At 58.5% G+C, this 26,261-nt stretch carries 19 protein-coding genes; 8 read left to right on the forward strand and 11 right to left on the reverse strand.

Annotated elements, in window-relative coordinates; genetic code table 11:
* The first annotated feature begins 45 nt into the window (after positions 1 to 45).
* The 4 genes from A0J57_RS10545 (at position 46) to A0J57_RS25950 (ending at position 7,175) form a co-directional block, all read left to right on the forward strand.
* The gene (locus A0J57_RS10545) at positions 46 to 1,278 is read left to right on the forward strand and encodes an exonuclease SbcCD subunit D C-terminal domain-containing protein (protein WP_062017196.1); all 1,233 of its coding nucleotides are present in this window, start codon (positions 46 to 48) and stop codon (positions 1,276 to 1,278) included.
* Positions 1,278 to 4,985: an AAA family ATPase gene (locus tag A0J57_RS10550; protein ID WP_062017199.1), complete on the forward strand. Its 3,708-nt coding sequence runs from the start codon at positions 1,278 to 1,280 to the stop codon at positions 4,983 to 4,985. Before A0J57_RS10545 ends, A0J57_RS10550 begins: the two co-directional genes overlap by 1 nt.
* Before the next feature lie 370 nt (positions 4,986 to 5,355).
* Positions 5,356 to 6,621, forward strand: a complete 1,266-nt coding sequence (locus tag A0J57_RS10555) for a PD-(D/E)XK nuclease family protein (protein WP_062017202.1) — start codon at positions 5,356 to 5,358, stop codon at positions 6,619 to 6,621.
* Positions 6,622 to 6,638: 17 nt separating this feature from the next.
* Positions 6,639 to 7,175, forward strand: coding sequence for a hypothetical protein (locus tag A0J57_RS25950; protein WP_153023167.1), 537 nt, complete (start codon positions 6,639 to 6,641; stop codon positions 7,173 to 7,175).
* Between the two features lie 110 nt (positions 7,176 to 7,285).
* Here the strand turns inward: A0J57_RS25950 and istB are convergent, their stop codons facing one another.
* Together istB and istA are read right to left on the reverse strand one after the other, a co-directional pair.
* Positions 7,286 to 8,014 (reverse strand): IS21-like element helper ATPase IstB, encoded by a 729-nt coding sequence (gene istB / locus A0J57_RS10565; RefSeq protein WP_061939590.1) that lies wholly within the window; start codon positions 8,012 to 8,014, stop codon positions 7,286 to 7,288.
* Complete coding sequence (gene istA, locus A0J57_RS10570; protein WP_061939592.1) at positions 8,001 to 9,515, reverse strand: IS21 family transposase; 1,515 nt, start codon at positions 9,513 to 9,515, stop codon at positions 8,001 to 8,003. Before istA ends, istB begins: the two co-directional genes overlap by 14 nt.
* 224 nt (positions 9,516 to 9,739) lie before the next feature.
* Between istA and A0J57_RS10575 the strand changes: the two genes are divergently transcribed.
* On the forward strand, positions 9,740 to 10,255 hold the full coding sequence (locus tag A0J57_RS10575; protein ID WP_153017869.1) for a hypothetical protein: 516 nt from the start codon (positions 9,740 to 9,742) through the stop codon (positions 10,253 to 10,255).
* 65 nt (positions 10,256 to 10,320) lie between these two features.
* Here the strand turns inward: A0J57_RS10575 and A0J57_RS10580 are convergent, their stop codons facing one another.
* The 7 genes from A0J57_RS10580 to A0J57_RS25955 form a co-directional block, all read right to left on the reverse strand.
* Positions 10,321 to 11,652, reverse strand: coding sequence for an McrC family protein (locus tag A0J57_RS10580; protein WP_061939596.1), 1,332 nt, complete (start codon positions 11,650 to 11,652; stop codon positions 10,321 to 10,323).
* The gene (locus tag A0J57_RS26600; protein WP_201030933.1) at positions 11,649 to 15,359 is read right to left on the reverse strand and encodes an AAA family ATPase; all 3,711 of its coding nucleotides are present in this window, start codon (positions 15,357 to 15,359) and stop codon (positions 11,649 to 11,651) included. The genes A0J57_RS10580 and A0J57_RS26600 overlap by 4 nt, the downstream gene beginning before the upstream one ends.
* Positions 15,360 to 15,556: 197 nt before the next feature.
* On the reverse strand, positions 15,557 to 17,053 hold the full coding sequence (locus A0J57_RS10595; protein WP_061939602.1) for a relaxase/mobilization nuclease domain-containing protein: 1,497 nt from the start codon (positions 17,051 to 17,053) through the stop codon (positions 15,557 to 15,559).
* Entirely contained in the window at positions 17,050 to 17,373 is a 324-nt protein-coding gene (gene mobC, locus A0J57_RS25295) for a plasmid mobilization relaxosome protein MobC (protein WP_082718788.1), read from the reverse strand. Before mobC ends, A0J57_RS10595 begins: the two co-directional genes overlap by 4 nt.
* Positions 17,374 to 17,665: 292 nt before the next feature.
* Positions 17,666 to 18,250 (reverse strand): hypothetical protein, encoded by a 585-nt coding sequence (locus tag A0J57_RS10605; RefSeq protein WP_061939605.1) that lies wholly within the window; start codon positions 18,248 to 18,250, stop codon positions 17,666 to 17,668.
* The gene (locus tag A0J57_RS10610) at positions 18,250 to 18,993 is read right to left on the reverse strand and encodes a hypothetical protein (RefSeq protein ID WP_061939607.1); all 744 of its coding nucleotides are present in this window, start codon (positions 18,991 to 18,993) and stop codon (positions 18,250 to 18,252) included. Before A0J57_RS10610 ends, A0J57_RS10605 begins: the two co-directional genes overlap by 1 nt.
* Positions 18,994 to 19,024: 31 nt before the next feature.
* Positions 19,025 to 19,426: a hypothetical protein gene (locus A0J57_RS25955; protein WP_139111438.1), complete on the reverse strand. Its 402-nt coding sequence runs from the start codon at positions 19,424 to 19,426 to the stop codon at positions 19,025 to 19,027.
* A gap of 141 nt (positions 19,427 to 19,567) precedes the next feature.
* Between A0J57_RS25955 and A0J57_RS10615 the strand changes: the two genes are divergently transcribed.
* Positions 19,568 to 21,037 carry a hypothetical protein gene (locus A0J57_RS10615; protein ID WP_061939609.1) on the forward strand — a complete coding sequence of 490 codons (1,470 nt, stop codon included), beginning with the start codon at positions 19,568 to 19,570 and terminating at the stop codon, positions 21,035 to 21,037.
* The gene (locus tag A0J57_RS27270) at positions 20,958 to 21,350 is read left to right on the forward strand and encodes an AlpA family phage regulatory protein (protein WP_082718789.1); all 393 of its coding nucleotides are present in this window, start codon (positions 20,958 to 20,960) and stop codon (positions 21,348 to 21,350) included. The genes A0J57_RS10615 and A0J57_RS27270 overlap by 80 nt, the downstream gene beginning before the upstream one ends.
* Before the next feature lie 159 nt (positions 21,351 to 21,509).
* On the opposite strand, the gene A0J57_RS10620 is transcribed toward A0J57_RS27270, so the two are convergent.
* Positions 21,510 to 22,295: a hypothetical protein gene (locus A0J57_RS10620; protein WP_061939611.1), complete on the reverse strand. Its 786-nt coding sequence runs from the start codon at positions 22,293 to 22,295 to the stop codon at positions 21,510 to 21,512.
* Between the two features lie 19 nt (positions 22,296 to 22,314).
* Positions 22,315 to 22,671: a DUF488 family protein gene (locus A0J57_RS25305; protein ID WP_235600841.1), complete on the reverse strand. Its 357-nt coding sequence runs from the start codon at positions 22,669 to 22,671 to the stop codon at positions 22,315 to 22,317.
* A gap of 511 nt (positions 22,672 to 23,182) precedes the next feature.
* Here A0J57_RS25305 and A0J57_RS10635 point away from each other — a divergent pair.
* Positions 23,183 to 26,260, forward strand: a complete 3,078-nt coding sequence (locus A0J57_RS10635) for an ATP-binding protein (RefSeq protein WP_061939617.1) — start codon at positions 23,183 to 23,185, stop codon at positions 26,258 to 26,260.
* Position 26,261: the final 1 nt, after the last annotated feature.

Raw genomic sequence — 26,261 nt, forward strand, 5'->3', positions numbered from 1 at the left:
TCGAATTACGTCCATTTCTGTCGCCAATTTTGCGAAACTCAACCCATGACCGAATCGATACCCGCCTTCCGACTGATCCATAGTTCTGACTGGCATATTGGGCATGAGCTGTTCAGCCATGAACGAGAGGCGGAGCATGACGCATTTCTCTCCTGGCTCCTTGATCGCCTCGTGGCCGAAGAAGCGGATCTGCTGCTCGTCACGGGCGACATTTACGATGTGGCGAACCCGCCGGTGTCAGCCATGGCACGGCTTTATGCCTTCCTACGGGATGCCACGACGCGCTGCCCCAATCTGCAGATCGTCATCATTGGCGGAAATCATGACAGCGCAGCGAGGATCAATCTACCTGCCGCACTTCTCGGACCTGGGCGTATTCACCTTGTGGGCTCCCTGCCCCGCGCAAATGGCGTGGCAGACCTCGATCGGTTGCTGATCCCGCTCACCGATCGAACGGGTACGCCCGCAGCATGGTTGGCAGCCGTCCCCTACTGCCGGCCTGGAGATATGGGTCCTGGCGGGCTCCCAGAGTTGTACGCCAATGTTTTGACGGCGGGCGCTGCGCGAGCAGACGGGCTGCCTCTCATAGTGACCGGCCACCTTCACGTCGCAGAAGGGGACATCTCTGAACATTCAGAACGTCGAATCACCGTAGGGGGTGAGGAAGCCCAGGCCACAGCGCTTTTTGACGACCGAGCAGCTTATGTTGCGCTTGGCCATCTTCATCGCCCTCAGACGATCAAGGGCGATACTCTGATCCGCTATGCGGGTTCGCCGTTCCCCTTGTCCGCGACGGAAAGGCTCTACCGCCATTCAGTCAGCATCGTCGACCTTGCGCCGGACGGCGCGAGGGTCCGGGAGGAAGAAATTCCCCGAATCGTCCCCTTTCTGACGATCCCGGCTGACGGCCCAAAGCCGATCAGCGAGGTGGAGGTCGCAATTCAGGGACTGGACCACGATCACGATCTTCCTCGCGGGCTGCATCCTTTTGTGGAAGTTTCAGTTCTCGTTGATGGCCCTGAACCGAACTTACAAGCTCGGATCATGACGGCACTCGATGGGAAGGCTGTGCGGCTGACGCGCATCGCACGGGTCTCGGCTCGTGAAGCCACCAAACAAGCTATCGCTGAACGCGATGTAGATCTAGCCGAACTCCTTCCTGATGCCGTTTTCGCAGAGCTGTTCGAGCGTGCTCACGGCAGCGAACCGCCGGACGATTTGAAGCAAGCGTTTCAAACCCTTCTCATCGAGACTCAAGCGTCGAGGGAGGACGCCTGATGCGTGTCCTGGCAATCCGCGGCCGTAATCTCGCCAGCCTGAACGGCGATTTTGAAGTTGATTTCGAAGCCGAGCCGCTGAGCGACGCCGGCATCTTTGCCATCACCGGCCCAACCGGTGCAGGGAAATCTACCCTGCTCGACGCCATGTGCCTGGCATTGTTCGATTCGGTACCACGCCTCGGCGCAGCACCGGCACGCGCCAGGATCGAAACGGCGCAGGGTGACGAGTTGTCGGCAGGAGACCCTAGGGCCATCCTCCGGCATGGCTCTGGTGAGGGCTATGCTGAATTGGACTTCGTTGGCCGGGACGGCGAGCGCTACCGTGCTCGATGGACCGTTCAGCGCGCCCGTCAGAAGACTGATGGTCGTATGCAGGCTACCCGGCACAACCTCACGCGCCTTGCTGACGGCGAGATCTTGGGTGGGACCAAAACCGAAACGCTGGCGGAGATTCACCGTCTCGTCGGTTTGTCGGCTGAGCAGTTTCGTCGGGCTGTCCTCCTGGCACAGGGCGATTTCGAGGCCTTCATCAAGGCTGACGACAACGAGCGAGCCCAGCTACTCGAACGGCTGACGGGATCGCATATTTATGCAAGTCTTGGACGCGGCGCTCATGAAAAGGCAGCGACTCTCCGAGCGCACCAGCAGCAGATCCTAGACCGCATTGAGGCTCAAAATGGCCTCGACGACGAAGCGCGGCAGATCGCCGAAGATCGGCAAAGCGCCGCGCAGGAGGTTGCGGATCTAACCGCGGCTACAGTTGGAGAACTCTTCAAGGCTGTTCGCTGGGAAACCGATCGTGCGGGATTGGTCAACAAGGTGACGGAATGCGAGTTGGCCGTGTCGACCGCGAACGCTGCCCGCGAAGAAGCCGCTCCTCGGCATGAGGCATTGCGCCTGCGTAAATCCGCGTTCGCCCTCGCCGGAGACTGGGCCGCGGTCCAGGAAGCGGCCACGCTGGCGCAGGAAGCGCGGCAAACTGTTGTCCTGCGGCAAAGTGAACTTGAGCAGGCGAGCGAAAGCGCGACGCAGACGGCAGCTGAAGAAAGTCACGCAGCAGCTCAACTCCAGCTCGAGACGGAGCGGGTCGCTGCTCAATCTCCTGAGATCGAAGAAGCCCGTGTGCTCGACCGAAAGCTGTCCGAAACAAGCGCATCGCTTGATGGCATAGCAGACGTTCGCGCTGCGCGCGCGCAAGCCCTATCCGGATGTCGGGAGCTTGAGCAGGCCGCCACCACCTTGTTGGCTGAGGCAGCAGAAACCCGTGACGCCCAGGCATCGTGGCTTACGGCGAACGCCGGGCTTGCCACGTTGGCTGCACAGCAGCAGGAACTCACGGCAGAGCTCGTCGAGATCGCAGCCGTCGATATAAAGCTGTCCAAACTTTCAGAAAGCGCAAATGAAGCAGAGGCCTCCAAAATAGAGGCCAACGCCACATGGGAAGCCGCTAAGGCAGCCGAAGAGGGAACAGCCGCCGCTGCCGCTGGGGCTCGCCATATATTAGACGAGGCTAAGGCTTCAGCACCATCCGATGCTGCCTTCTCAGCGCTCATCGAAAAACGGGATCGCCTGGGAGGTCTTTCCCCTCTCCTGGTAGATTGGAAGCATCAAGAAGCTCAGGTAGAAACATGCCGTGATCTTCTGGTTCGTCTGCGCAGCAATTTCGATGACGCTAAGGCCGAGCGCGAAGATCTGGTCGCCCTGCATTCCCAGGTCAGTTCCTCCCTTCCTATTCTGCGAGCGCAATTGCAGCAGGCACGGCGTGCCGGCGAGCTAGCCGAAACGGCCTCGGGCGAAGCGGCAATGCAACTTCGCGCAACACTCGAGGACGGGCAGGCCTGCCCGGTTTGCGGGGCGACCGAACATGCGTTGAGTGCGATCGACTCGCTCCTGGGCCTACAGCTTCGGGAACAGCGGGAGCGCATCGCCGAGCTGGACGCCTCATTGTCTTCCAAGACCGCTGAAGAGGCCGCCCTGGCCACAGGTATCCAGTCTGCGGACCAATCGATCCTCCGGCTGGACCACGAGATAGAAAGTCAGACCGCAGCATTGGCGACGGCCAGCGATAATGCCCAATCTGCCTTTGCAGTCCTGTCAGAAAAGTGCAGCTCGGTGGGCCTTGATCCGGCCGAGTCAGGCTTCGAGGCCACTCTGCCAAGCGAACTGGCCGCGCTCGACAAGCAGCGCGCTTCGATGACGGAGGCGAGGACCGCGGTCACGATCGCGCAGGTCGCCGATGAAAAGGCTCGAAGCGAGTGGGAGAAATGCCGCACAGCCTCCGGTCTCGCTGCTCAGACCTTGCGCGATATCGAACAGCAATCGAGCGGCATAGCGGAGCGCCGATCGCACGTTACCGAAACACGTGATCGGCTCGCGCGGTCGATCGACGCAAGGGTCGGGGACAGCGCAGACTGGCGACAGTTGCCTGACCCCGCAGCCTGGCTCGATGAGTCTGCCAAGGCTTGGCGCGCTCACTCTGCGGAACATTCACGGCTTCTCGCCGCAATTCCGGGGCTGGAGAAATCCGTTGCTGACGCGCGTACGGAAACCGCCGCCGCCGCGGCCCGGTTCGGCGAGATCGAGTCTCAAGCAAAGGGGTGGGAGGAAGATCAGCTTCGGCTAACGAACGCTCGGAAAAGCCTGCTTGGCGGCGACACGGTGGATATCGTCGTCGCCCGCAACGAAGCGGCCCTATCGCAGAGCCGCCGAGCTTTGGAAGTTACCCAAGTTGAGGCCAGCAAGGCGCGAGAGCAGCAGGCGGCCGCAACAGCTCACAAAGAGTCCGCGGACCAAGAAGCAGAGCGCAAGATCAAGAACCATCTCGATCGCCAAGGTCGATTTCACGCACGCCTTACCGAGTTGGCGATCGGAGAGGACGCCGTCGCCGGCGCAGCTCGAGCAGGACAGGAAGCGATCGATCAGGAGGTTGAGACTCTTGCCAACATCGACAGGGCCGCAGAACAGGCCGCTGCCCTGCTGACCCAGCGCCGGGAGGATCTGATCCGCCATGATCAGACTGACCCTCCTTCTCTCTCCGGCGAAACCCTTGCTCAAGCAGTCAACGAAGCCAAACAAGCTGACGAGGCGGCTCAGCAGGCGCTCCAAGATGCCCAATTCGTGCTCCGCCGGGATGATGAGGTTCGGACGCAGACCACAAAGCTTCGTGCCGACTTGGAACGCGAGCGGGCAGCGGCACGGGTGTGGCTCGCCCTTGATGAACTCATCGGTGATGCGACGGGCGCTCGGTTCCGACGCTTTGCCCAAGGGCTAACGCTTGACCGCCTGCTGGCGCACGCAAATTCGAGGCTAACGGATCTCAAGCCCCGTTATGAACTTCAACGCGCTTCTGGTGCCGACATGCTTATCCAGGTGATCGACCATGACATGGCTGGCGAAATCCGCGGCGTGCATAATCTTTCAGGCGGTGAGCGTTTCCTGATAAGCCTAGCCTTGGCGCTCGGCCTAGCCGAGATGTCGACCGGCCGGGGCCTCAAGATCGAAAGCCTGTTCATCGATGAGGGATTTGGCGCATTGGATGGCGCCAGCCTAGGCCAAGCCCTGTCTGTCTTGGAGCATCTTCATGCGACAGGGCGCCGAGTGGGCGTCATCAGCCATGTCGAAGAGATAAAAGAACGGATTCCCGTGAAGATCGAGGTGACGCCCGTCGCTCGCGGCCGCAGCGAACTAACGGTGACCAGTGGATGACCCTTGTTTCGGCTCTCCTGATGTGGTGGCCGGCAGATGGGATCTTTAACAGTTCGCTTCCGAGCTACGACGTAAAAGGGCCACGGTCCGTCCCTCGTAAAGACAACGTACCGCGATGAATTACTCCATCCGGGATATGGAAGCGTTCCCCGCTGCAAGTAAATTTCATAAATTTTTCCCACGAGAGACGACTTCGAAGATTAAGATGCGCGATAGAATTTAAAATTTTAGGTTGATGTCGCGACTCTAATCTTTGATGTTGTTATCCATGAGTATTCACGATACGGGGCACTGCAGACGATTATTACCGTCACCGTTGCCGCGTTATGGCAACTGATGGCGTCACTATGGACCATAACGTGAGACAGGAATGAAGAAAGATCTGATCGACGACTTGGAAGCCTTGGTTATAAACAACCCGGCTTTCAATGAAATTGATGCTGCCTTCGATCGTTTCTGCCCTTTCGAGGCCCTAGGCGTCGTCGGCCACGAAATCCGTCACTCGAACTTCCTAGCCTACTGTCTCGACCCTGCCCGACCTCACGGTTTCGGTTCTGAGTGTCTTAAAGGTGTTATGCGAGCCGTCGCGCGGGCGTATCGCAACTGGCCCTCGGCACTCGATCAGAGGGCAATCACCCCTCTCGATTTCCATTTGATGGATCTCGACGCCGCGCAGGTGGAGCGAGAGTGGAAGAGAAGTATCGACCTGTTCGTCGTCCTGCCCGACCAGAGGATGGTTATAGCGTTTGAACTGAAGATCGACGCAAAGGAGCATGGGCAGCAGCTTCGGCGTTACCGCTTGGCTGTGGAGGAGCATTATCCCGCCACTGAGGGCTGGGACAATCTACTGGTTTTCCTGACAAAGCGCGGCGACGAGCCAGGCGAACACGGCGAAGGCTGGTTCGCGCTCGAACTAGCGGAAGTTGCCATAGAACTTGATCGAATCGTGGAGGCAGGATTGGGCGGCGATGCCGCTCGGGATCAACTCGCGAGTTACCTTGCCATGCTACGGAGGCACCACTTGCCCAACGATCGTCTTGAAGAATATGCCGCTAAGCTGTGGAGCCAGCATCGCGAGGCGCTTGAGTTCCTGATGGAGCGCAGCCCACAGGGAGGTGCCGGCGTCTTCGGGCTGCTTTACGAGCGCCGCGAGGAACTGGCGCGGATGCTTTCTGAGGCAGCCGGCGTCTCGGTCGTGCTGGATGATTCAACTCGAGGCAACATTCGCTTCGCAGTGCCGCGGTGGGACGGATATCCAGATATGCTCACCGCAATCCGCTGGACATCTTCCAACAGGTTGTTGCTGTTGGAGTTGGCGCCGGATGGAGACCGCAACGCGATCCGCATGCGTTTTGTCATTGGGCAGGGTGATCCAGCTATTCGTCAGAAGCTTTACGCAGTGCTGGAGCAATTCGGCATCACCTCTCGCCGGAAGACGATCACGTCCGCTTGGACCAGACTCCAAACCGAAACGCTCGTCTCCAAGCTCAACGACAGTGAGGAAGATCAAGAGGTGATCGTCGAGCAGGTGATAAAAAAGGTCATCGCGTACGGCAAGTCGGTCGTGCCGAAGGTCGATGCTGCGCTTATGCCGAATGGTCATAGGAATCGGCATGTTACGGACCGTGGAATCTGAGACCCTTGAGCTCAGAAATGCCTGACCTCTATAGCCGCCTTTTTCGCTATCGCTCGCGACCAGATCGGCAGCCGCTTGAGGACTTCCTGACGGAAGCGTTGGCGGATCTCATGGCGCGGATGCCGCAGGATGTCCTCGGCGAGCTTCTTGAGTGGAGCTTTCGCGACGCGCGTCATCATCCGGACTGGTCTAATCTGAGAGCCTCGAAGGTAAAGATCACGACCCAGGTTCCGATGGATGGAGGGGTCGCCGATCTGGTTCTATACTGTAGTAGCCGTCCCATGCTGGTCGTGGAGAATAAGACTTGGAGCGGCTTCCGCGATCATGGCACGCCCGAACGGGCGGCGAATCAGATGACGACCTATTGCGAATGGCTGAACCGCGAGTCCGGCGGCGAGGTGTGCGCGGCATTGCTGGTCACCGGTACGACAGACGCGCCGGAGGGTTATCACGACGGCGACAGCTACGCGGTCGATGCGCGCGCGCAGGTGACTTGGGTGTCAATCGGCGTTCAATCGGGCCCCCCTATCGGCGCGCAAAAGGGACCCCGTTAGCGTTGCATAGATCGATCGATGTTGGGCGCGGGTTTCGCGCTGCTGGCGGCGTAGGGAGGGCGTAGCCCGACCGGAGGCGTCAGCAGCGCGAAGGCGTTTTTCTGATTGGGTCAGCTGCGGTTTTTGAAGCGCCAGCTGTCGTTGCCGGTCTCGACGATGTCGCAATGGTGGGTGATGCGGTCGAGCAGCGCGGTGGTCATCTTCGGGTCGCCGAACACGGTGGGCCACTCGCCGAAGGCGAGGTTGGTGGTGATGATGACCGAGGTCTGCTCGTAGAGCTTGCTGATCAGGTGGAACAAGAGCTGCCCGCCGGATCGGGCGAACGGCAGATAACCCAGTTCATCGAGCACCACGAGATCAAGCCGGCTGAGCTGGGCGGCGATGGATCCGGCTTTGCCGATGCGCGCCTCTTCCTCGAGCCGGGTGACGAGATCGACCGTGTTGAAGTAGCGCCCACGGGCACCGGCACGCACGACGCTGGCGGTGACTGCGGTGGCCAGATGGGTCTTGCCCGTCCCTGTGCCGCCGATGAGCACGATGTTGCGGCGACCGGGCAGGAACGAACCTGCGTGCAGGGAACGCACCAGCCCTTCGTTGATAGGGGTGCCCTCGAACACGAAGGCATCGAGGTCCTTGATTACAGGCAGCTTGGCCGCGGTCATGCGATAGCGGATCGAGGCGGCATGACGATGCGCCGCTTCTGCCCGCAGCAGGTCGGTCAGGATCTCGTTGGTCGTGCGCTTGCGCTGCAACCCGGTGGTGACCGCCTCGTCGAAGGCCCCTGCCATGCCCTTGAGCCCGAGCGCTCGCATCGCCTCGATCATCTCATGCCGTTGCATGGAGGCCTCGCACTGTGTCATAGCGCGCACAGTCCGCAACCGGCGGGTGGCTGAGCTTGAGATCAACGACCACGTCCAAAGGGCGCTCGGATGGCGGGTCCCGGTATCGGGCCAGGATGTTGAGGATCACCTCGTCGCTGACGGCCCCGTTATCGAGCGCCTCCCGGATCGCGGCCTCGACCGCTTCCAGACCATCGGTCATTACGGCTGCCAGCACGCGCACAAAGCGGCGGTCGGCTTCATCACCGCCGCCCAGCTTGCGCCGCAACCGCGTTAGTGCCGGTGGCAGGTCCCACCCCTGGAAGGGCGCGCCGTTCCGCAAAGCGCCGGGCTTGTTCGCCAGAACGGGCAGGTAATGCCAGGGATCATAGATCGTCCGGTCACGGCCGAAGTGCCGGGCATGTTCGGCGATGACCTCGTCGCCGAGGCGCACGACAATGCGGTCGGCATAGGCGCGGACCTGGACGGCCCGCCGCGCAGCCTTGGCCATGACCGAGTAGCGGTTGCGGTCGAAGCTGATCAGGCACGTGCCGGTCACGGCATGGGCGGTCTCGTGGAAGCCGTCGAAGGGCGCCAGCATCGGCTGCAGGGCTGGCCGTTCGAGAGCCAGCGCCTCGGCAACGGTCAGCTCCTTCTGCTCGGGATGCGCGTGCGTTGCGGCCCAGCGCAGGCACTCGGCCTCCAGCCACCCGTTGAGCTCCTCGATGCTGGCAAAGCGCAGGCGAGGCTGGAAGAACCGGCCCCGGATCGTCTGGACTTGGTGTTCGACCTGACCCTTCTCCCATCCCGCCGCCGGCGAGCAAGCGGTCGGCTCGACCATGTAATGATCGGCCATGACCAGAAAGCGGCGGTTGAACACGCGCTCCTTGCCGACGAACACGGTGGTGACCGCGGTCTTCATGTTATCGTAGATGCCGCGCAGGGGAACGCCGCCAAAAAAGGCAAAGCCCCGGGCATGGGCGTCGAACACCATCTCCTGCGTCTCGCGCGGATAGGCCCGGACGTAGACAGCCCGCGACGCACACAGCCGCATCTGCGCCACCTTCACTCGCATCGGCTTGCCCGCGATCTCCACATCCTCGTGGCTCCAGTCGAACTGGTAGGCCTCGCCGGGCTTGAACATGAGCGGGATGAACGCGGGCGCCCCATCACCCGCATCCTTGCGCCTCGCTTCCGTCCAGCGCCGGGCGTAGCGCCGGACCGCGTCGTAGGATCCCTCGAACCCCTCACGGCACAGCAGATCATGGATCCGGGTCATGCGCAGCCGATCACGCCGGTGCCGGACCTCGTTCTCCGCCAGCAGCGTATCAAGCCGCTCCTGGAACGGACCAAGCCGGGGCAGCGGCTGAACCGTGCGGCGATAATCGAACGCGCCTTCCGGCGCCCGGATCGCCTTGCGCACTACCTTGCGAGACAGCCGCAGATCCCGCGCAATCGCCTTGATCGCCTTCCCGCTCGCGTGCTCCCGCCGAATCCGAACAACCGTCTCCACCACCAACATCCCGATCTCACCACCTGGAAAACCAGGCAGTCAACTACACCACCAGAATGAGGGGTCCCATTTAGACGCCGATCACCCCGCTAACGGGGTCCCTTTTGCACGCCGGTCCACAGACTTGGGCGGCGCTAAGTCGCTGGCTCTCGTCGCGGATACCCCCGCTCAATGAGCGCAAGACGTGGCACGAACTTGCGGTCGAACTGGTCGCTTTCATCAAGGAGATGGGATTGAGTAGCGAGATTTTCACGCAAGCCGATTTGGCGGCGCTGAGCGTAGTCCTTCCGACGATGGATCGCTGGGAGGCGACCTTCCATTCGATGTGGTCGTCGGCCGAAGACGTGAGTGCTCGCTTCCTCAGCAAGCTGGTTTCCGACCACCAGTTCCATGTTGAGGCCGGCATGTACTGGCAGTGGCGGTACGGTGCGGTCAGAGGGACGTCAGAGAAGATCTGGGTCGCGCTCGGCGTTCGCCTACCGGAAGTGTCGCAGTGGTATCGGCTCCTCGCGTTGCCAACATCGCCGCATTTCATCGTGATCGTAGGCTCTGACAACAGGAGCCTGAAGCACCGTAATGACCTGCCGTCGGGTTGGTCCGCAGATGCCGACGATGGCCAATGCGTGATCGGTCTCCCAATCCACGAGCTTCCACTGGAACCGGGCAAGCGGATGGACGTGCTTGGTACGTGGATGAGGGACGCGCTGACCGGCGCCGAGAAGATTGTTGCACAGGTGAAGCTGGTCTGAGCCTCCAGCATCAAAATGACACGAATGTGCCCCGTCGATCAAATAGGGGGGGTGCACGGTGCAGATCATGCTATCGCCAGCTTCTGCTTACCCACCACTTCAGTAGGCAAGAAGTCAATAATCAGTTTTCTCAATTCGCTGTGGACGAAGCTCATCGGCGCCGTCAAATCAACTACACCCACAGCGAGCATTTCTCGCCCCCCAGCTATACCGAAGCGGTGGCTGAGGGTCGTTCCGCTCCCCGCCATCGCGGGATAGAGCAGCATCAGCCGATCGCACCGATAGAGTCGGGAATAAGCCATCATCTGGTACACATCGCCCTGCGCAACGCCTCTCTTCGCGATCGACGCGTCTGGAGAGAGGCACTTCCATTTCGTGTCGATGATGGCGACATCCTTACCTCCACGACGGAGGAGAATATCAGGTCGCGTTTGGAAAACGCGTCCCTCACAATCCTCATCTTTGGTCCATTCGCCCAAGCAATGACGAAGGCCTCCCTGCTCCACGACGCTGATGCCACTTCCGGATAAAGCCCGCCGTAGCAGGGCAGCGACCGCCGCTTCGAACAAGTCATTCATCGGAAAGAGCAGCGCTATGCCGTTGTGGGATCGATGATCGTAAGTCGTCCCCTGCCAATCACGCCTGAGCAGCAATTTCGCCAAAGCGAAAACACTTTCCCACCGCTGGCTAGTGCGATCGATCCTGACCTGATCCCAGGGAAGTGCGGAAATAGGCACATCCGTGACATCTGCCAGAACGAAGCGCAGTTCTTCTAGCAGTCGGCGCGTGTCGTGCGCGCGGGCCAACCGAGACAGAAAGACCACGGCTGCTTTCATCACCTGCATCAGCGGTATGTCGCTGGACAGCACATCGAAGCGACAGGCGAGCCGATCCGGACGGCCCACGTGAACTGTCAGCTGGCGGACGATATTGAGCTTCCCCCGCAGTGTCGGAAGATCCTCAGCTCGAGCCTGATAGGCCCGGGGCAAGCCTCGGCGAGCCAGGGCTAGAAGCCGCTGCGCGAAAAGGCGGATCAAGATGTCGAGCAGGTTTTCCGCACCATGAGCCATGGCGGCCTGAGCGCCGTCCGCCAAGTTCAGCCCCAGCGCCAAGTCCAGCAAGGAAATCAGGCGGGACCGAACCGTCGGGAGATCGCCCAGTTCGGCCTCAGGATCGACTTTCGGCAAGATTTCTAAGCTGCAACCTGGTGCGGCCATGACGCCCACCATCTGTTTGGCCCGCAGGTGGTGACGATGATCGGTCAGGATGGCGCCCCCCTCCTCTCCACCCATCGGATGTGCTCGAGCGGCAGAAAGCAGCGCCTCAGCCTGCGCCAGGGAAAAGCCATCTGGACCGATTGCTACTCGTCCCCACTCGGGCACGTGGAGATGCGTCATGCGACGTCGTTCTCCGCGTCCGGCGCATCATCCTCGTTGACCGCTGACAAAATTGCCCCTTTGCCCAGAAGACGAGCAAACGCATCCGAGAGCGAAATTTTCGGCTCAGCACTGTAGAAATCCCGGACAAACCAGCGCTCGCGATCCATACCGTCCATACCCGGAGGAGCCTTGACCACTTCCTGGCCAATGAACCCATCCCCGAGCACCATGCGAATGCGGCTCCAGTCTTCGAAGAAATATTCCTGGAGCAGCGGGATGATTTTATCGCGCATCACGTCGATAACATCGTCGGACGTTTTGCAGCCCATGAAGAAAGCATGTCCGATACGGTGCTCACGATCGACCAGATATTCAATGCGGTCGTTGATCGCCCCAAATATCTGGACGAGAGGCATTTTCGTAGCTGCTCCGGCATCCTTGAGTTGCTGAGGATCGGGAGCAATCTCGCGAAATTTAAAGCGCCGACGGAGCGCAGTATCGAGCAATGCAATAGACCGGTCAGCGGTGTTCATCGTACCAATGACGTGAAGGTTCGCCGGCACGCCGAACTCTGCCTTCGAATACGGCAGACGTACAGTCAGGGCGTTAGGCATGCCGAGCCGTTTGTCCGGCTCTAGGAGTGTGATCAGCTCTCCAAATACCTTAGATATGTTAGCCCGATTGATTTCATCGATGACTAAGACAAATTCGTCGGGCTTGGTCGAAGCGATCGGCCGCTCACCCGGTTCTTCATCGGCCTTAAGCAGACGGCTCAATGCAGGAATGTTGATGCGCTTACGAGGTATCTCGTAAACGGTGCGCATAGTGAAATTGCCGTCGATGATAACGTCTAGAGGCAGCGGCTCATCAGCTGTCATGAGCCATTTCACCTTGCGCCGGTGGGCAAAATAACCTTCGGCTTCAGGGATGAACTCGTAATCGCCTACGATCTGCCCCACGGCTCGAAACGCGCTATTGCCGAAAGGAACGATGACGATATCACCGATCGCCATATCATTGCGGAAACGGTGGGTCTGAGTCCAATTGCTGGGCTCTTGGCTTTCAGGAAACAGCGACAACCAATGGGACTTGATCGCCTCTACGGTCGAGAAGCGGTCATCGCTCCAATCTTCCGCTCTCCCCCAACCCAAAGCGATGTATTCGTCCTTTAGCGCCGCCTCGTAAACTTCTTCCTCCTGCCGAATGGCACCCAAGCCCATCTTCCAAAATTGGCAGGTGGAAAGATCGATCGCACTACCCGTTTCGCCTGCTTCCGCCTTTTTCCGAGCATGTTCAGCGAGCGCACAAATCTCACGTAGAATGCCCGGATACGGCTTTAGCCGGAAACCAGCTCCCTGTTCTTCGGCATCCTCGTCAGGCCGCAAACCTTCCACGAAATTTTCATAATCATAGGCTTGATGGAAGGTAACGAACGCAATGCGCTTTTCTGCTTCGAGCTGGCGATACCGAGCCATGAGAGAAGCCCGCCCTTCACCCGTTTCCGCAAAGTCGGCCAAACCATCGCATAAGCGCACGGCTTCGCGGGCCGTGGAATAGGTCTTACCCGTGCCGGGAGGCCCAAACAGTATGAGATTGGTTGGATTGAGCATGATATTGTCATCCTGCGATGCGTTGAGGCGGTCACGCCAGAAAGGTAGATTCAGGAACCAGGCGATATCTTGCGCATCGCCTTCGAAAATGAACGCAGCGAGCTTGCGCGCCGCCTCACGCTCAAGTGGGAGCCGCCAAATCGTGTCATTGTTGGTGTAAAGCCACCACAGCAGAGGTTCGGGCAACGGGGTCCAATCCACCTGAACCTGACGACCGTCTTCGCCATTACCCCTCACGATACCGGTTGCCCTTATCCGCATGGCGCTAACCGGTTTACCGTTGGTTTCAAATGGCGCATTTCGCTGGTTTGGCAGGTAGTCTCGCAAGACGATCCTGTCGCCCGCCTGCATCTCGCGAACCATATGATTATACTTGCTGTCGCTATCGTAGAGCAGATGCCATGTGCCACGTTCCACGAAGCTGGCGAACCCGTCAGCGTCCCCATCACGGGAAGTCACAAGCCAGATTGGGGTCCCACCGGTGATCTCGCCGACCTTCGCTTCGGGTTCCGGTAATCGCTTCTGGCAGGTTTCCCAAACAAAGCCTTGAACGTCCCAGAGATCGCGAGGCGCCCACTGCCATTCGTCACGCATGATCCGCTCTACCGTGCGGACAAGGCGCATTACGCCGGCCAACTCACCTTCGCTCAATGGATTCGGGCCGAAAGCGGGGCTGCCGCTCAGCATCCAACATGCATTGTCCGTGGGGGTGGATCGGATGCCAAACATTCCTTCGGGAGCGATCAACGCCCGAAGCATGGTCGATATCGTCCGGCTTTCGGCATAAGGATTCGCTTGCGCATGAGGCAGCATCAGCGGCCACGTATCGCCGACAAAAGACATCACCCCAGCAACGTCGTCCCCGGCTTGAGCTAGATCCTCAGCTGCTTGCTCCACCACTCCTGGGTTGTCAGTCCGAATCGCTTGGACAATATTGATCACCCGCCAATCAAGAAGCTCGCATGGCACCTCGGCTTTGCCGACGAGCAGGTCGAGCAACGATGCGCCTAAGGATGGCTCATCCTTCGCTTCGCCCGTTAATTGACCCACCAAAGCTTGTGCATGTTCTACCAGATTGCGCCTTTTACTGCCCTCATTAGCCGCATAGCTGGCGCCGTCCTCGAAGCTGACGAACCCCGGATGGCGCTCAAGAAATTCAGAACGCAACCGATCTAGCCAGTCACGATCGACATAAGGGCCGGCATCGTCATACCAATCGAGCAGTTCAACAAGCTGCACTGCATCCGCTGGGCGAACGATCAAAACGGGTCGCGGCCTATGTCCATTTGCCGCCCTATGTTTCAGCCGAGGCGGTAGATTAGAATGCCGCGCCTGTGTGGGAAGATACGTGCGGTGAATAGGAAGCGGGCAAGACTCTCGATCGACACTGTCTTCAATCCAAATTTGGGCTACCGAGACCGTGCGCTCCCAGGCAAGCTGACGCCCATCTGGCAGGCCAAATGCCAGCATCTTAGCGGTATCCGCAATCGGGACGCCGTATCGCTGACGCAGTTCCCCTTCGATGTCACCGTCATTTGCCGCGAGATCAAAACGCAAGACCGTTGCCGGGCTGATATTCGCTCCGACACGCTCCGCCAGTCTCACATCAGCCATTTCGCGGAACTTGCGGCCGGCAAGAGCCTGACAGATGTTCGGCCAAGCCTCCTTCAGGCCGAGAGCCGCGTTGACGTCGCGTACCAGGACCTCAACGCTATCCTCTTCGCGCTCACGTGCCGGCTCAATGTAGTTTTCAAGGACATGCAGTCGGATGGCGTCGGCGTACCGATCGCCCAGTACCGCCCCTTCCAAAAACTGCCCGTACTGGCCCAGCCAGGAGCGCCAGCTAGCCAATCGATTTAGCGGCCTCTCAGACTGCGGCATGAGTATCTTGAAATCACTGCCGCCGTTTTGAAAGTCGGCCTGCATTGCCTTCAGACGCTGACGTAAATGTACAAATTTGTCAGCCTGCCAGGCCTCGCCGAGATCAAAATGAGGAGATCCCAGCGCAGCTAGGTTATTCTCGATGGTCCGTACCGCATGCGCACGAGTGTTTCGACCGCTTTCAGTATTTGCTCCCCGCTCGGCAAGCCAAGCCTTAAACTCCGCTTCTTGCAAATCAATCCCCCATTTTCCGCGTTCAGCTAACGCGATCGGCTCGGTGGAGCTACGAGTTTTTTGTTAGCTTTCCACGCCTTTTAGACAAGCCAAGCTGTATAGCCATCTACGACAATAACGGTCGTTGATCCGCGCAACAGGATTCAGGAAACGGGTTCGCGATGCCCGAGGCGGGGCGTCATGGGTCTCTCACACTCTCAAAGCGAACGGCCTGATTGTTGCGCGATCCATGCCAGTTGAAGCTCAATGTCAGCGTCAGTCTCGATCTGAGGCTCTGCCTTCGATTGGGTTTGCCGAAGGGCAATCGCTGATCGCTCCACAGCAGCTTCCTTCGTGATCGGTTTGTGAGCGGGCGCTTCGTAGAGCACCGGATCACTATGATTGACGACAGCTTTTTCAGGCACATTCTGCGCCATGAAAAGCGCGTAGCTCAACAAGCGCGGTAGTCGGAGCTTGCCCACTTGCGCTCGATGATCCTCATCCATGGCCTTGAGCTGAGGCAATCGCACGTTCTTCGTGAACGCAACGCTGAATGATCGTCTTTGAGATGCAGGAAGACGTGCAGTTTCCTCTTTGCGCTGTTTGGTCAGTCGCTCAGACAGAGCCTTCCGCTTAGCCCGGTGCGCGCGTTTCAGCCTGTCCCGCTCGAGACGCGCCAGTCGACGCGCCTCGAAATGCTGCGTCCGGTATAGCTCGAACTCTGTCCGGTTTGGTCGCACTTCATCGGCCTTCATCTCCAGGCAGGCGCGCAGATAGTCGGTATTTTTCGGCCACCACCGCTCAAAGGAAATCGCGTCCGCCGGGCGACGCTTTTCAATTTGAAGCAGGCCATATCGGCGCTGCGCGGTATCCAGATCGGAGGCCTTAATCCGGCTATTGACGCTCCGCAGATCGAACAGCGTCAGCCCAACGATCCTCGCGCATGTCTTTTTGCTTTTGCGCAGGGCAGCTTCAAAACCGACGCCGATGGCAGCGAGCGCCCTTCCAGCTTGGTACCAACTCGGCAGGTCCAACGCGGCACGAATGTCGTCAGCCCTCTCCAGCAGCGACTGCTCTCCAGTGCGGGCGGCCCTATGTTCTTGAGCGGCTTTCGTTCGATGCGACGGGCCCACCTCCCGTACCCCATCCATCTCCAGGCGGGTACGCAATTGTCGGAGGTTGAGCCGCTTCTCAATCAACCTGCACAGGTCTTGAAGCCGAAAGAGCGCAAACTGATTGAACGAACGCCACACGACAGCCGCCAAGGGCAACTGCTCAACCTCCTTCGTTTTCAGCGCGAACGAAGCAACCCCCTTCTGACGCGCATGTGGCGCGAGGAAAGCCTGCTTCGGAGGTGTCTTAAGAGTTAAAGGCGATACGGTGCAGATCATGAGGTGAATGTGGTCATAACCTTTATCGCGATGGCGTACGGCAACCAGTTGGTGGCCGTGAAGGTTAAATTCGTGGAGCACATCATCAATGATGTGCTTCCATGTCTCGTCAGATAACTCCCCGTCTTCTACGGCCGCGGAAAGCGAAATGTGCATCACGACCGCTTTGGCCCTGGGCGCCTGCTCGGCGACCAAGGTCATTTCATCAGATGCATTCTGGAGTGAAGAAACCTCGCGCAGATCGAGGATCTCGTGGTCGCGATTGTAGGTAAGGTATATCTCCAGGCCGGAGAAGTTTCGGCCCCATGTGATTGAGGGGATCATGACGCAAGCATCCTGCGGATGGCGTCGAGCAGGTCGGCATAGGCGGATTGCAGCTCGTCGAGGAGTTCGACGGAGCGTGCGGTATTCGCATGACGCGCAATTTGATTGATGTTCTGGCCGATACGCCGGACATCATGAACCAACTGACGCGAAGGAATGAGCCGGGGGTGCGATTGCCGCACCAAACGGCGGAGCACTTCAGCAGTTGAGATGTCCGAATGTTTTGCGATCTCCTGGAGGAGATCATATTCGGCAGGAGCCCAGCGAGTTGGAAGCACGACAGTGCGCACACGAACCTCGCTGCCTGAGCGACGAGTCATTTCATTTTCTCCAGAAACAAGGGTTTCGAACGGTCTTGGAAGGAGGGGTCCAGGGGAGGGCAACGCTCCTCCCCGGCCAGGTCCGGCCACGTCAACGGCAGCGCCAGAGCGACCCGCGACAAAGCTGACGTCTCCGCGCCGATGCGCGGTATACGTTGGCCAGCCCTGGCTAATTTCCTCCCACGTTAATTTGAAAGCGCACTAAACTTGGACCCGCAGTTATCTGCGGACGAAGACGAAGTCGAAGTGAGGTCGTCTGCCGGTGGTTTACTGAGCACCGGCAGATAGTTTTTCAGCCGATGTCCCGACGATCAGCGTATTCTGCAGCGCAGATGCGAGCACTGTTACGGAATTCGGTGCTGTCATAGGCTGAGGCATTCCGGCCATTTCGTTGGCCGTTCGATGCGGCACCAAAACTTGCATCGATGCAACGATTGAAGGCAGTTTCAGTAGCCGCATAATGGTGCATTTCGGGTCGTGAAACCCACCATTTCGTGAAGGTCACGCCAACCGTGAACCCAATCACCGAAACGGAAAGCATCCACATTGCTCCCCATTTATAGAGCCGCCGCATCGCGTCTGAACTGTCAATCGGGAGTTGGTCCCGCAAGGCACAAAGAGCTGCCTGCGCCGCAATTTCGACCCTCCTAGGCAAATCCTTGTGGATTTTCTGCTGCGCTTCGAAGGAGGCCCGTTGCACGATCGCATCGAACTGCTTGAGGTTTTCCATCCGCATAATGATCTCAGCGATGGACCCGGGGGAGTCACGGACTTCCGACGGAAGATGGCGCAGCATCTTGTCCATTCGAATATAATCCTCCCCGGTAAGCTGCCGCCCCAAGAGATCGATGCACATCTTTTCTGCGAGCGTATTCATTACTGCAATCCCACCTGTTTGCAGAAGCCGCTGAAAGCAGCCTCCACGGAATTCCACCAAATTCGGAAGTCGACTTGCTCCCAAGTTTCGAGACCAGCCGATGTGACATCGCTGAAGGAACAGCGAGCGCGAGCAATCTTAGTCCGTGGTCGGATTGGCATCGCTGGCACGTATGTCTCCATCGCTCCCGCCGCCAGCAGTTCTGCCCGCAACTGGCTCTCGGCCCAGAGAACAAAGGCACTGGGGCTGTCAGCGAACCTGCCATTCAAGACTATGAGCGTTCGCTGTGGCGCCGCGAGATTTTTCACGCGGTTCAGCAAGGTGATTGAGTCCTCTTCCTCATCCATCACCCAGACGTGAAGAATTTCACGCTCCAACGCCTCGGCAATCTCGTGCATGCGATGCATCTGCCGCTCGAGTGCATCCCCGACATTCCCAGGCAGATCAATTAAAATGACGGAGTCGTCGGGTGCAGCATTCCAGTCTGCAAAAAGAGCATCCCAACCCGCCGGCACTCGCAAATAGGGCCGGCTCACAGGCATCACACCGCTTTGAAATCGCTCCAGGTGTCCATTGCGAGCATCGCCGTCGATGCCGATCACCGAGTAGCTATATCGAAGAAGGAGTGCTGCAAGGATTCTTGCAACAATAGACTTCCCGATGCCCCCCTTGTCGCCGTTGATAAATATGATCAACTTTTTGAGATTTTTTGCTTTTATCTCAAACAAACGCCGAGTGTTCATCTCGATAACCTCCGAATATTTGGGCTGATTTTCAGTTCGGCACGATGAACTCGTTGAACAGTGTAGGAGCGCCGCCCAGGGATGGGGTCGAGTTACCCGGCGACCTTGTTGCGCCAGCCTCATCCGGAGTTTCAGGTTGCTGAACCCGCCGCTTTTTCGGTCTCTTCACAAACGTTTCTGACTCGGCTTGTCTCAGATTTTTGCGTGCAACGGAGAAGGCCTCACGAAGTATCGATGGAGTAACCTTCTCTTCGTCCATCCAGTTTTTGACATTTTCTTTTGCCAGGATGGCAGGCAATTTTGCCTTCGGATTGACGGACAAAATAGATTTAACAAACTCTTCGGCCGACACACGTGGAGCAGCAAGTGCTTCACGGTCAGCAAGCAATTGATGCGCAACTTCTTCGCCAAATTTTGAGGATTTTGTCACCATTATCTTCCTTTCTGCGTCGAAGCACCGTCACTTCAACGAGATTTTGAATAGCGGCCTGATCTGAATCGGTCGTGGGGGACGATCCGGCTTTTAATCTCATGTTTAGGTCGAATCGCCAGAAGGCCGACAAGCTAGAGGATAATGAAAGTGGACGACTTTTTTTCCCAGATTCACCCAGGCAGCGACTTCAGCCATGATGGCCTCGCGCAGACAGTCCAAGAGAACATAAGCCGGATTTTGTTCGGAAACCTATCAAGACGTGATTTTGAAGCTCGGGCCCTTTTCGAGGAAAACCTCACTGAACTACCTATCGGCCATCTCATGGATCACCGAGTCCAAATGCCGAAGGAAGTTGCGCTTGAACTGGCACGCGATGAGAGCAGCTTAGGCGCCTTTCTCGAGCGTCTATTGTGCGCCCGCCCTCACTCGGAAGGTCGCGAGATGGTCGCACAAGCGCTCGGGATTAATTCAGCCGAACTTCGGCAAGATCTCATCAAGCTCCGCGACGTTGATCTCAATCTCTTCTCAAGCGTGGTCAGCGGATGCCTAGGTCAATCGTTCGACGAGATTACCAAGCGACCGCTGCCCGCGGATCTATGGAAACTGATGCAATCATGTATGGCAGACATGCTCATACTCTATTGCATGTTCGAGATCCAACTTATCGCTGCCCGCGCGGCCAAACTGAATCGCGGTGGACCCTGGTTACCGACGCATCATTCACCGGTTGTTGTATCAGATTTTGTGGAAGGAATGAGCGCAATCACGCAGGCTGCACAATATCGGTTCAGCGGCTTGGACAAATCTCCCCTACCCAAAGGTCGCCCGCCAATCATTGCAAGCCTGATGAATGAAAAATTTGCCAAGGATCGGCTCATCCTTACAGGCCGAACTGAGGCCGAGGTCGCACCGGACATCCTGGACCTCCTTCCATCACTACAGGCGAAGTTCGATATGGCGGAGAAAATGCTCGGCAATCCGAAATTAGCAAGCGACGGCCAAGGGGAGACCTCACAGCGCGAACACGCGTCCACAGCAATCGAAGGCGGTGTTAGGGCTGGCGTTCAACTGGCATTTGCTGCGTTGAGACTCGTCAACTTACTCGAGCGGAAAGAAGCATTGACTGACCTTTCTCTCGCGCAGCGTCGATTGGCGTTTCGATCTTGGCGAAAGGTCAAGCTACCTCCAAAGACGAATCCCATTGCGGAGGTAGTCCTTTTTGTGACGCGATGCGCCATCCTGATGGACGTTCAAGCGGGCCAGGCTTTCAATTCAGACGGTAAGCAAACGCTGCTGGAACCTCAGATGGCCAACTTCCGCAAGGGGGGCTCCGTCGCAGGTGAGGATTTATTCAAAACGGCGAAGGAGGACATTCCTTACAAGGAGACGGATGCTCGCCCTATGGCTTATCAAAAACTTGAACACGAGCTGCGCGGAATCCAGAGGTTCGATATCTTGCCCGATTATAGGCTCGGATTAACCGCTTTATCGCCCCCCACGCGAAGATCGACGCCGCAACGTACTAGGGGGTATGAGCCACGCAATCGCACCAAGTACAAAAGAATCCCGCGCTCGCGCAGCAATCCGGTCAAGCCCGGATACCGCCGATAACCTAAGCAGGCTCATTTCGACCCTCATCCTGAACTTGGAAGCGCTGTCACCCAAAGAGCGACAGAAAGTTGCAGATACATTGAGAGAGCTGTCAGGTGCAGCCGCAAGGAACTCTACCGAAGAACAACGGGCAACGCCTGTTTCTTGTAGTTATCTCCGGATCAAAGATGTGCTGACAAGAACGGGGCTGAAGCGATCTACACTTTACAACAAGATAGCATCTGGGTCTTTTCCGACTCAAGTTAAACTAGCTCAGAATTGCGTCGGATGGCGAGAAGATCAGATAGACGACTGGTGCTCCTGTCCACAATGAACAAACACTCCGGACATAGACTGCGGAAAGGCAGACAGTCCGGGACTTGGCAAAAAGAAATATTTATTCCGGGGTAGGTAAATCCGGTACTTCCGTGCGGCAGAGCTACGGGCAAAACTAGGCATGTAACTGCACACGCCAGCACGATCCTACCTGCTGCTACAGCATGGTCATTTGGGTCGCCGGGTTCACCCGTAGAACACCATTGATCAGCCACTGGCCTTCCCAGCGCCGATGCGTGCCCATGGCCAGAACCATTCCCTTCTGCGGAAATTCTACGCCGAACTTTTCGACCATCCAGTCAAGCGCAGCTGCTTCGCTTTGCAGGTCGCGCCGACGCCGAAGGAACGTCGCTTCCGTTTCCCAATCCTGGCACGTGCCGATATGGATTCCGTCGGCGTCCCGGTAGCGATACTTGAAAACGTACGGGCAGGCCTCCCTCGGAATCAGATTGCCCTGGCTGAAAAAGTCGTTCTGTCTGCGCATTTTATCGTACACATCTTCCTGCCGCTTCAGTTCGTCGGCAGTCTGAGGCTCATGCCAGAATTCGATCACCTCGCAGTTGAGGACGGCCAGGCTGCGGCCTTGATCCCACTCAGCCTTCAAGGAAGATACGGCGGCCCGATTCAGGAAGGAATGGCGTTCGCTTTCCTTCAGCTTGCCCTTGATCTCGATACTGTCCTGATCGACGCGCCGTGATTCAACCCTCTGGTCTGCCGTCGCCTTGCGCCAACGGTACGAAATCCGATCCCATCGACCAAACTTCTGACCGTCCTCCAGATGCCGGAACGACACGGGATAGAGACGAACCCATTTCCCGTTCATGTCGATGGCCGCGATGCAGACCGTTTCGCCATGCGTCTGACTGGCCCGGGGAGCAGCCTTCACTATGATGAAGGCTTCATCTTCCTTGTGCTCATGTGATCCCTCGGGCGCCGACGACATTCACGGTTCTCCTGGTCGTTCAGCCTGGATGAACTCCCAAGTGAACAATTTCGACCGATACTATGTCGCTAATTCGTTCTGCCACAATAGACCTATGGCAATCTTTTGGCGCCCGCTCGTAACACATGAGCGCTACCGTCTCTTGCTGAGACACGGCGGCGGCCTCCCGAATGGCCATCTGAGATTCCTTGGAGGCCAGATGGGCGCCGAAGATCGAGCGGAATGCGGCCATGTCGCCGCGTCGTGCAGCATCGCGGCCTGGCTTGGGGTCGCCCAGCTGACGCACATGTTGATAGCCAATGCCGGCTTCCTGCAACGCTTCCGACAGGACACGCTTAGAGAAGCCTGGCCGGCGGGACTGGGGCAGCTGACGCACATCGAGCAGCAAGGATATGCCGGCCCGCTTCAACGTCGCGATGAAATCCGCAACGGCAGCACCTTCATAACCCAGCGTGTAGATCCTGTTCAGCTCTGCCTCCTCAGCGAAATAACGGGCAATGTCCTAGGCGCCGACTAGGCGAGAAATTGAGCGATTTCCATCAAGCATCGACAAGCCGGCAAATTGCACGGCCTAGATCGCACCGATTCAAGCTCATTTTTTCGAATTTCTAAATGCTTGCGCTTTTAACAAGCGCTTCCTAAAACCCGGAAAATGGACGAAGGGGAAGACATCTTGAGGGTAACCGGCGAGGCGCTCTACGGGCGCCAGTGGCAAACACCGCTTTCGCGCGATCTTCACATATCCGATCGAACGATAAGGAACTGGGCCGCAGGAATCGGGCGACCCACTGACTTGGTGGATCGAATTCTACCGCTACTGCACGCCCGCCAGGGACAGCTTCAACATGTCATCGCGCTCGCCGAGCGCCTCCAGAATAGGTAATCACATGGCCTCGACGACGATTTTCGATCACTGCCAGCCGCGGCAGGATATTTTGAACGGTACGATGTCGGAAGCGGAATTCGCCGCTCGCCTCGGTCCGGTTCTTTCTGGACAGGGGCCGGCCGACTATGTCGATGCCCGCCGGTTCTTTGCGAACACGTATCCCACCGCCGGACTGAAGGAATTGCTCAGGCAGGTACTTGGCCGCTTGTCCGGTCACGGTTCGTCTTCCGCCGTGTTCCGGCTCGATACCAGTTTTGGCGGGGGTAAGACCCACGGCCTCATCGCTCTCATTCACGGCGCACGCGAAGGGGACTCGGTCCCCAACATGGGCGAATTCGTGTCGCTCCCGTCCATGCCTGTCGGCACATCGGTCGCCGCGTTCGATGGCGAGGCTTCCGACCCCTCGAATGGGCGCACTATGGGTGACGGCATACGTGCGTTTACCCCTTGGGGCGAGATCGCCTATCAGATCGGTGGCGCGGCCGGCTACGAAATCGTGCGCAAGTCCGATGAAATGCGCCGGGCTCCCGGCGCGGATACCCTGGCGGAAGTGTTCGGTGACCGTACCGTCCTTGTGGTATTGGATGAACTGGGCGAGTATCTCCGGAAGTGTCCGGACGCATATGGGCGCGATCAGATCTCGGCTTTCCTCAAGGCCCTGTTCGCGGCCGTCGAGAGCCGCCCCCGTGCCGCTGTCGTGTTCACGCTCGCGGTTCGCTCGGACGGCAAGGCCACCGATGCATTTGCGCGCGAAAACGAAGAAATCTCGCGGATCGTTAGCGAGCTTGAGAGCGTCTCAGGCCGCAAGGCGACCATTCTCAATCCAACCAGCGACGACGAGACGGCTGCGGTTCTGAAGCGTCGTCTGTTTGAACGTGTCGAAGTGCCACAGGCGACCGTGGACGAATATTGCCATCTGTGGACCCAGTATCGCGATCGGATCGATGCTGGGCACCAAGGCGCTGAAGCACGCACCGCGCTCGAGGCAAGCTATCCGTTTCATCCTGACCTGCTCGACACCTTGACCGGCAAGACAGCGACACTGGCTGATTTCCAGCGCGTGCGGGGCATGTTGCGCATTCTCGCCAAGACGGTCGCGAGCGTCTGGTCTAATCGTCCTAAAGACGCAGCGCTGATCCACACGCATCACGTCGATCTGGGCGACGAGGGTATCCGCCGTGAGTTCACGACACGCCTCAATCAAAGTGCCTACGATTCGGCGATCCTGAATGATATCGACGGCAAGACCGGGCGCGCGGCGCTTGCGGCTGGGATCGACGCGGATCGGTTCAACGGGCTGCTGCCCTATGCCAGCTATGTCGCACGGACGATCTTCGTCCACACCATGGCCTACAACAATGAATTGAGGGGGCTCTCGCCGGCGCATCTGCGGTACTCGGTTCTGTCGCCGGATGCCGACTTGAGCTTCGTCTCCGACGCAGAAGCCGCATTCATTCAGGGTTCGGCCTATCTAGACGATCGGCCTGGTGTGCCGCTGCGCTTCAACGCGGAAGCAAATCTCACTCAGATCATCGCACGTGAAGAGCGCGGCGTGGATATGGAGGCGCTTCGCGTCGAAGCTGACAGCCGCATCAAAGATATCTTCGGCGGCAATGGCTCGTTCGAAGCGATCCCGTTCCCTGCCGGGGCATTTGACGTTCCTGACGACATCGGAGATGGCAAACCGCGCTTGGCCATCATCCATCACCAGGCGCTCAGCATCGGCAATGTCGTCGATGAAGTTCCCGAACTCATCTCCACCATCTACCAGCGCAAGGGACAGGATGGCGGCGGCTTGCGGCAGCTCCGAAACAACCTCGTATTCCTCGTAGCCGACGATCGCCACGCTCCTCATATGACGGCGACCGTCTCTCGGCATCTCGCCCTGCAGGAACTGAAACGGCCGGATCGGCTGGGGGAACTCGCCGATCATCAAAAGGCTCAGGTCATCGAGCTTGCCCGCCGTTCAGAAGTCGACATCGCAGTTGCGATCCAGCAATGCTACCGGCACCTGTTCTATCCGTCTCGCACCGCGCTCGGCGGCGGGACAGTCTCGCTTGACCTCGCCACGATCGACCAGCATTCGGCATCGGAACGTCCCGGCTCGGGCCAGACCCAGATCGTCCGCCAGCTTTCCGAAATCGGGAAGCTGCGTGCTTCGGACGATCAGCCCGACCAGCCGGCCTACATCCGTGATCGGACGCCGCTGAAGCGGAACGGACAGATGACCGTAGCCGACCTCCGCGCAGAATTCCGCCGCGATCCGTCCCTGCCGATGCATGTGGGCGATGATCCGTTCAAGAAGCTGGTCATCAAAGGCATCAACGACGGCGTCTTCGTTTACCAGCGCGAGGGCCTAACCGCAGGCAAGGGCGATCCGGTCCCTTCGATCGTTATCGACGGCAGCTCGATCATCTCAACGTCTGACTATGCACGCGACCATGGCATCTTCCCTCGTCCGGTTAAGCCGGCCGAACCGGAAACTACCACCGCCGGAGGGCGGGATGCCGATGGGGGCAGCACCGCGACCGGTCACGCCACGCTGCGGGACGGCGGCAGCAACGGCGTTTCCGATGGGTCCACGACATTGAAGGGAAAGCCGGAAGAAGCGCCCGGTGGGGGCAGCCCAGTTGCGCCCACAGCGCAGATCTTTTCCAGCGAGGGCGTTTTGAAGGATGCCCTCAACACGGTCTTCCAACGTGCGCGCGCAGCGAAAGTGGAGAAAGTGTCGAACCTGGCGCTTACCCCTTTCGAAGCTGGCCACTTCTTCATGCTGCTCAACGTCGTGGAGAGCGTGCCTGGCGCCGCCAAGAAGGCAAAAGCTACTATTGAGTTCGAAACAGCCGCACAGTCAGTCGTCATGATGACGATCGAGGGTGCAGTCAGCGACGCCAAGCAGGCGCGTGAATATGTAGAGCCGCAGTTGCGTGCTGCCACCGACAAGAACGTCGAAGCTAAAATCCTGCTCGAATTCAACGACGGGCTTTCTCTGGCGGGTGACGAACCGGAAAAGATTATCGAACGACTGACAAAGTTCGGCACCTCCGCCGCATTCGTCGAAGTAACCGCAAAGGCATGAA

The organism is Sphingobium sp. 22B, assembly GCF_001580035.1.
Taxonomy (GTDB): Bacteria; Pseudomonadota; Alphaproteobacteria; order Sphingomonadales; family Sphingomonadaceae; genus Sphingobium; species Sphingobium fuliginis.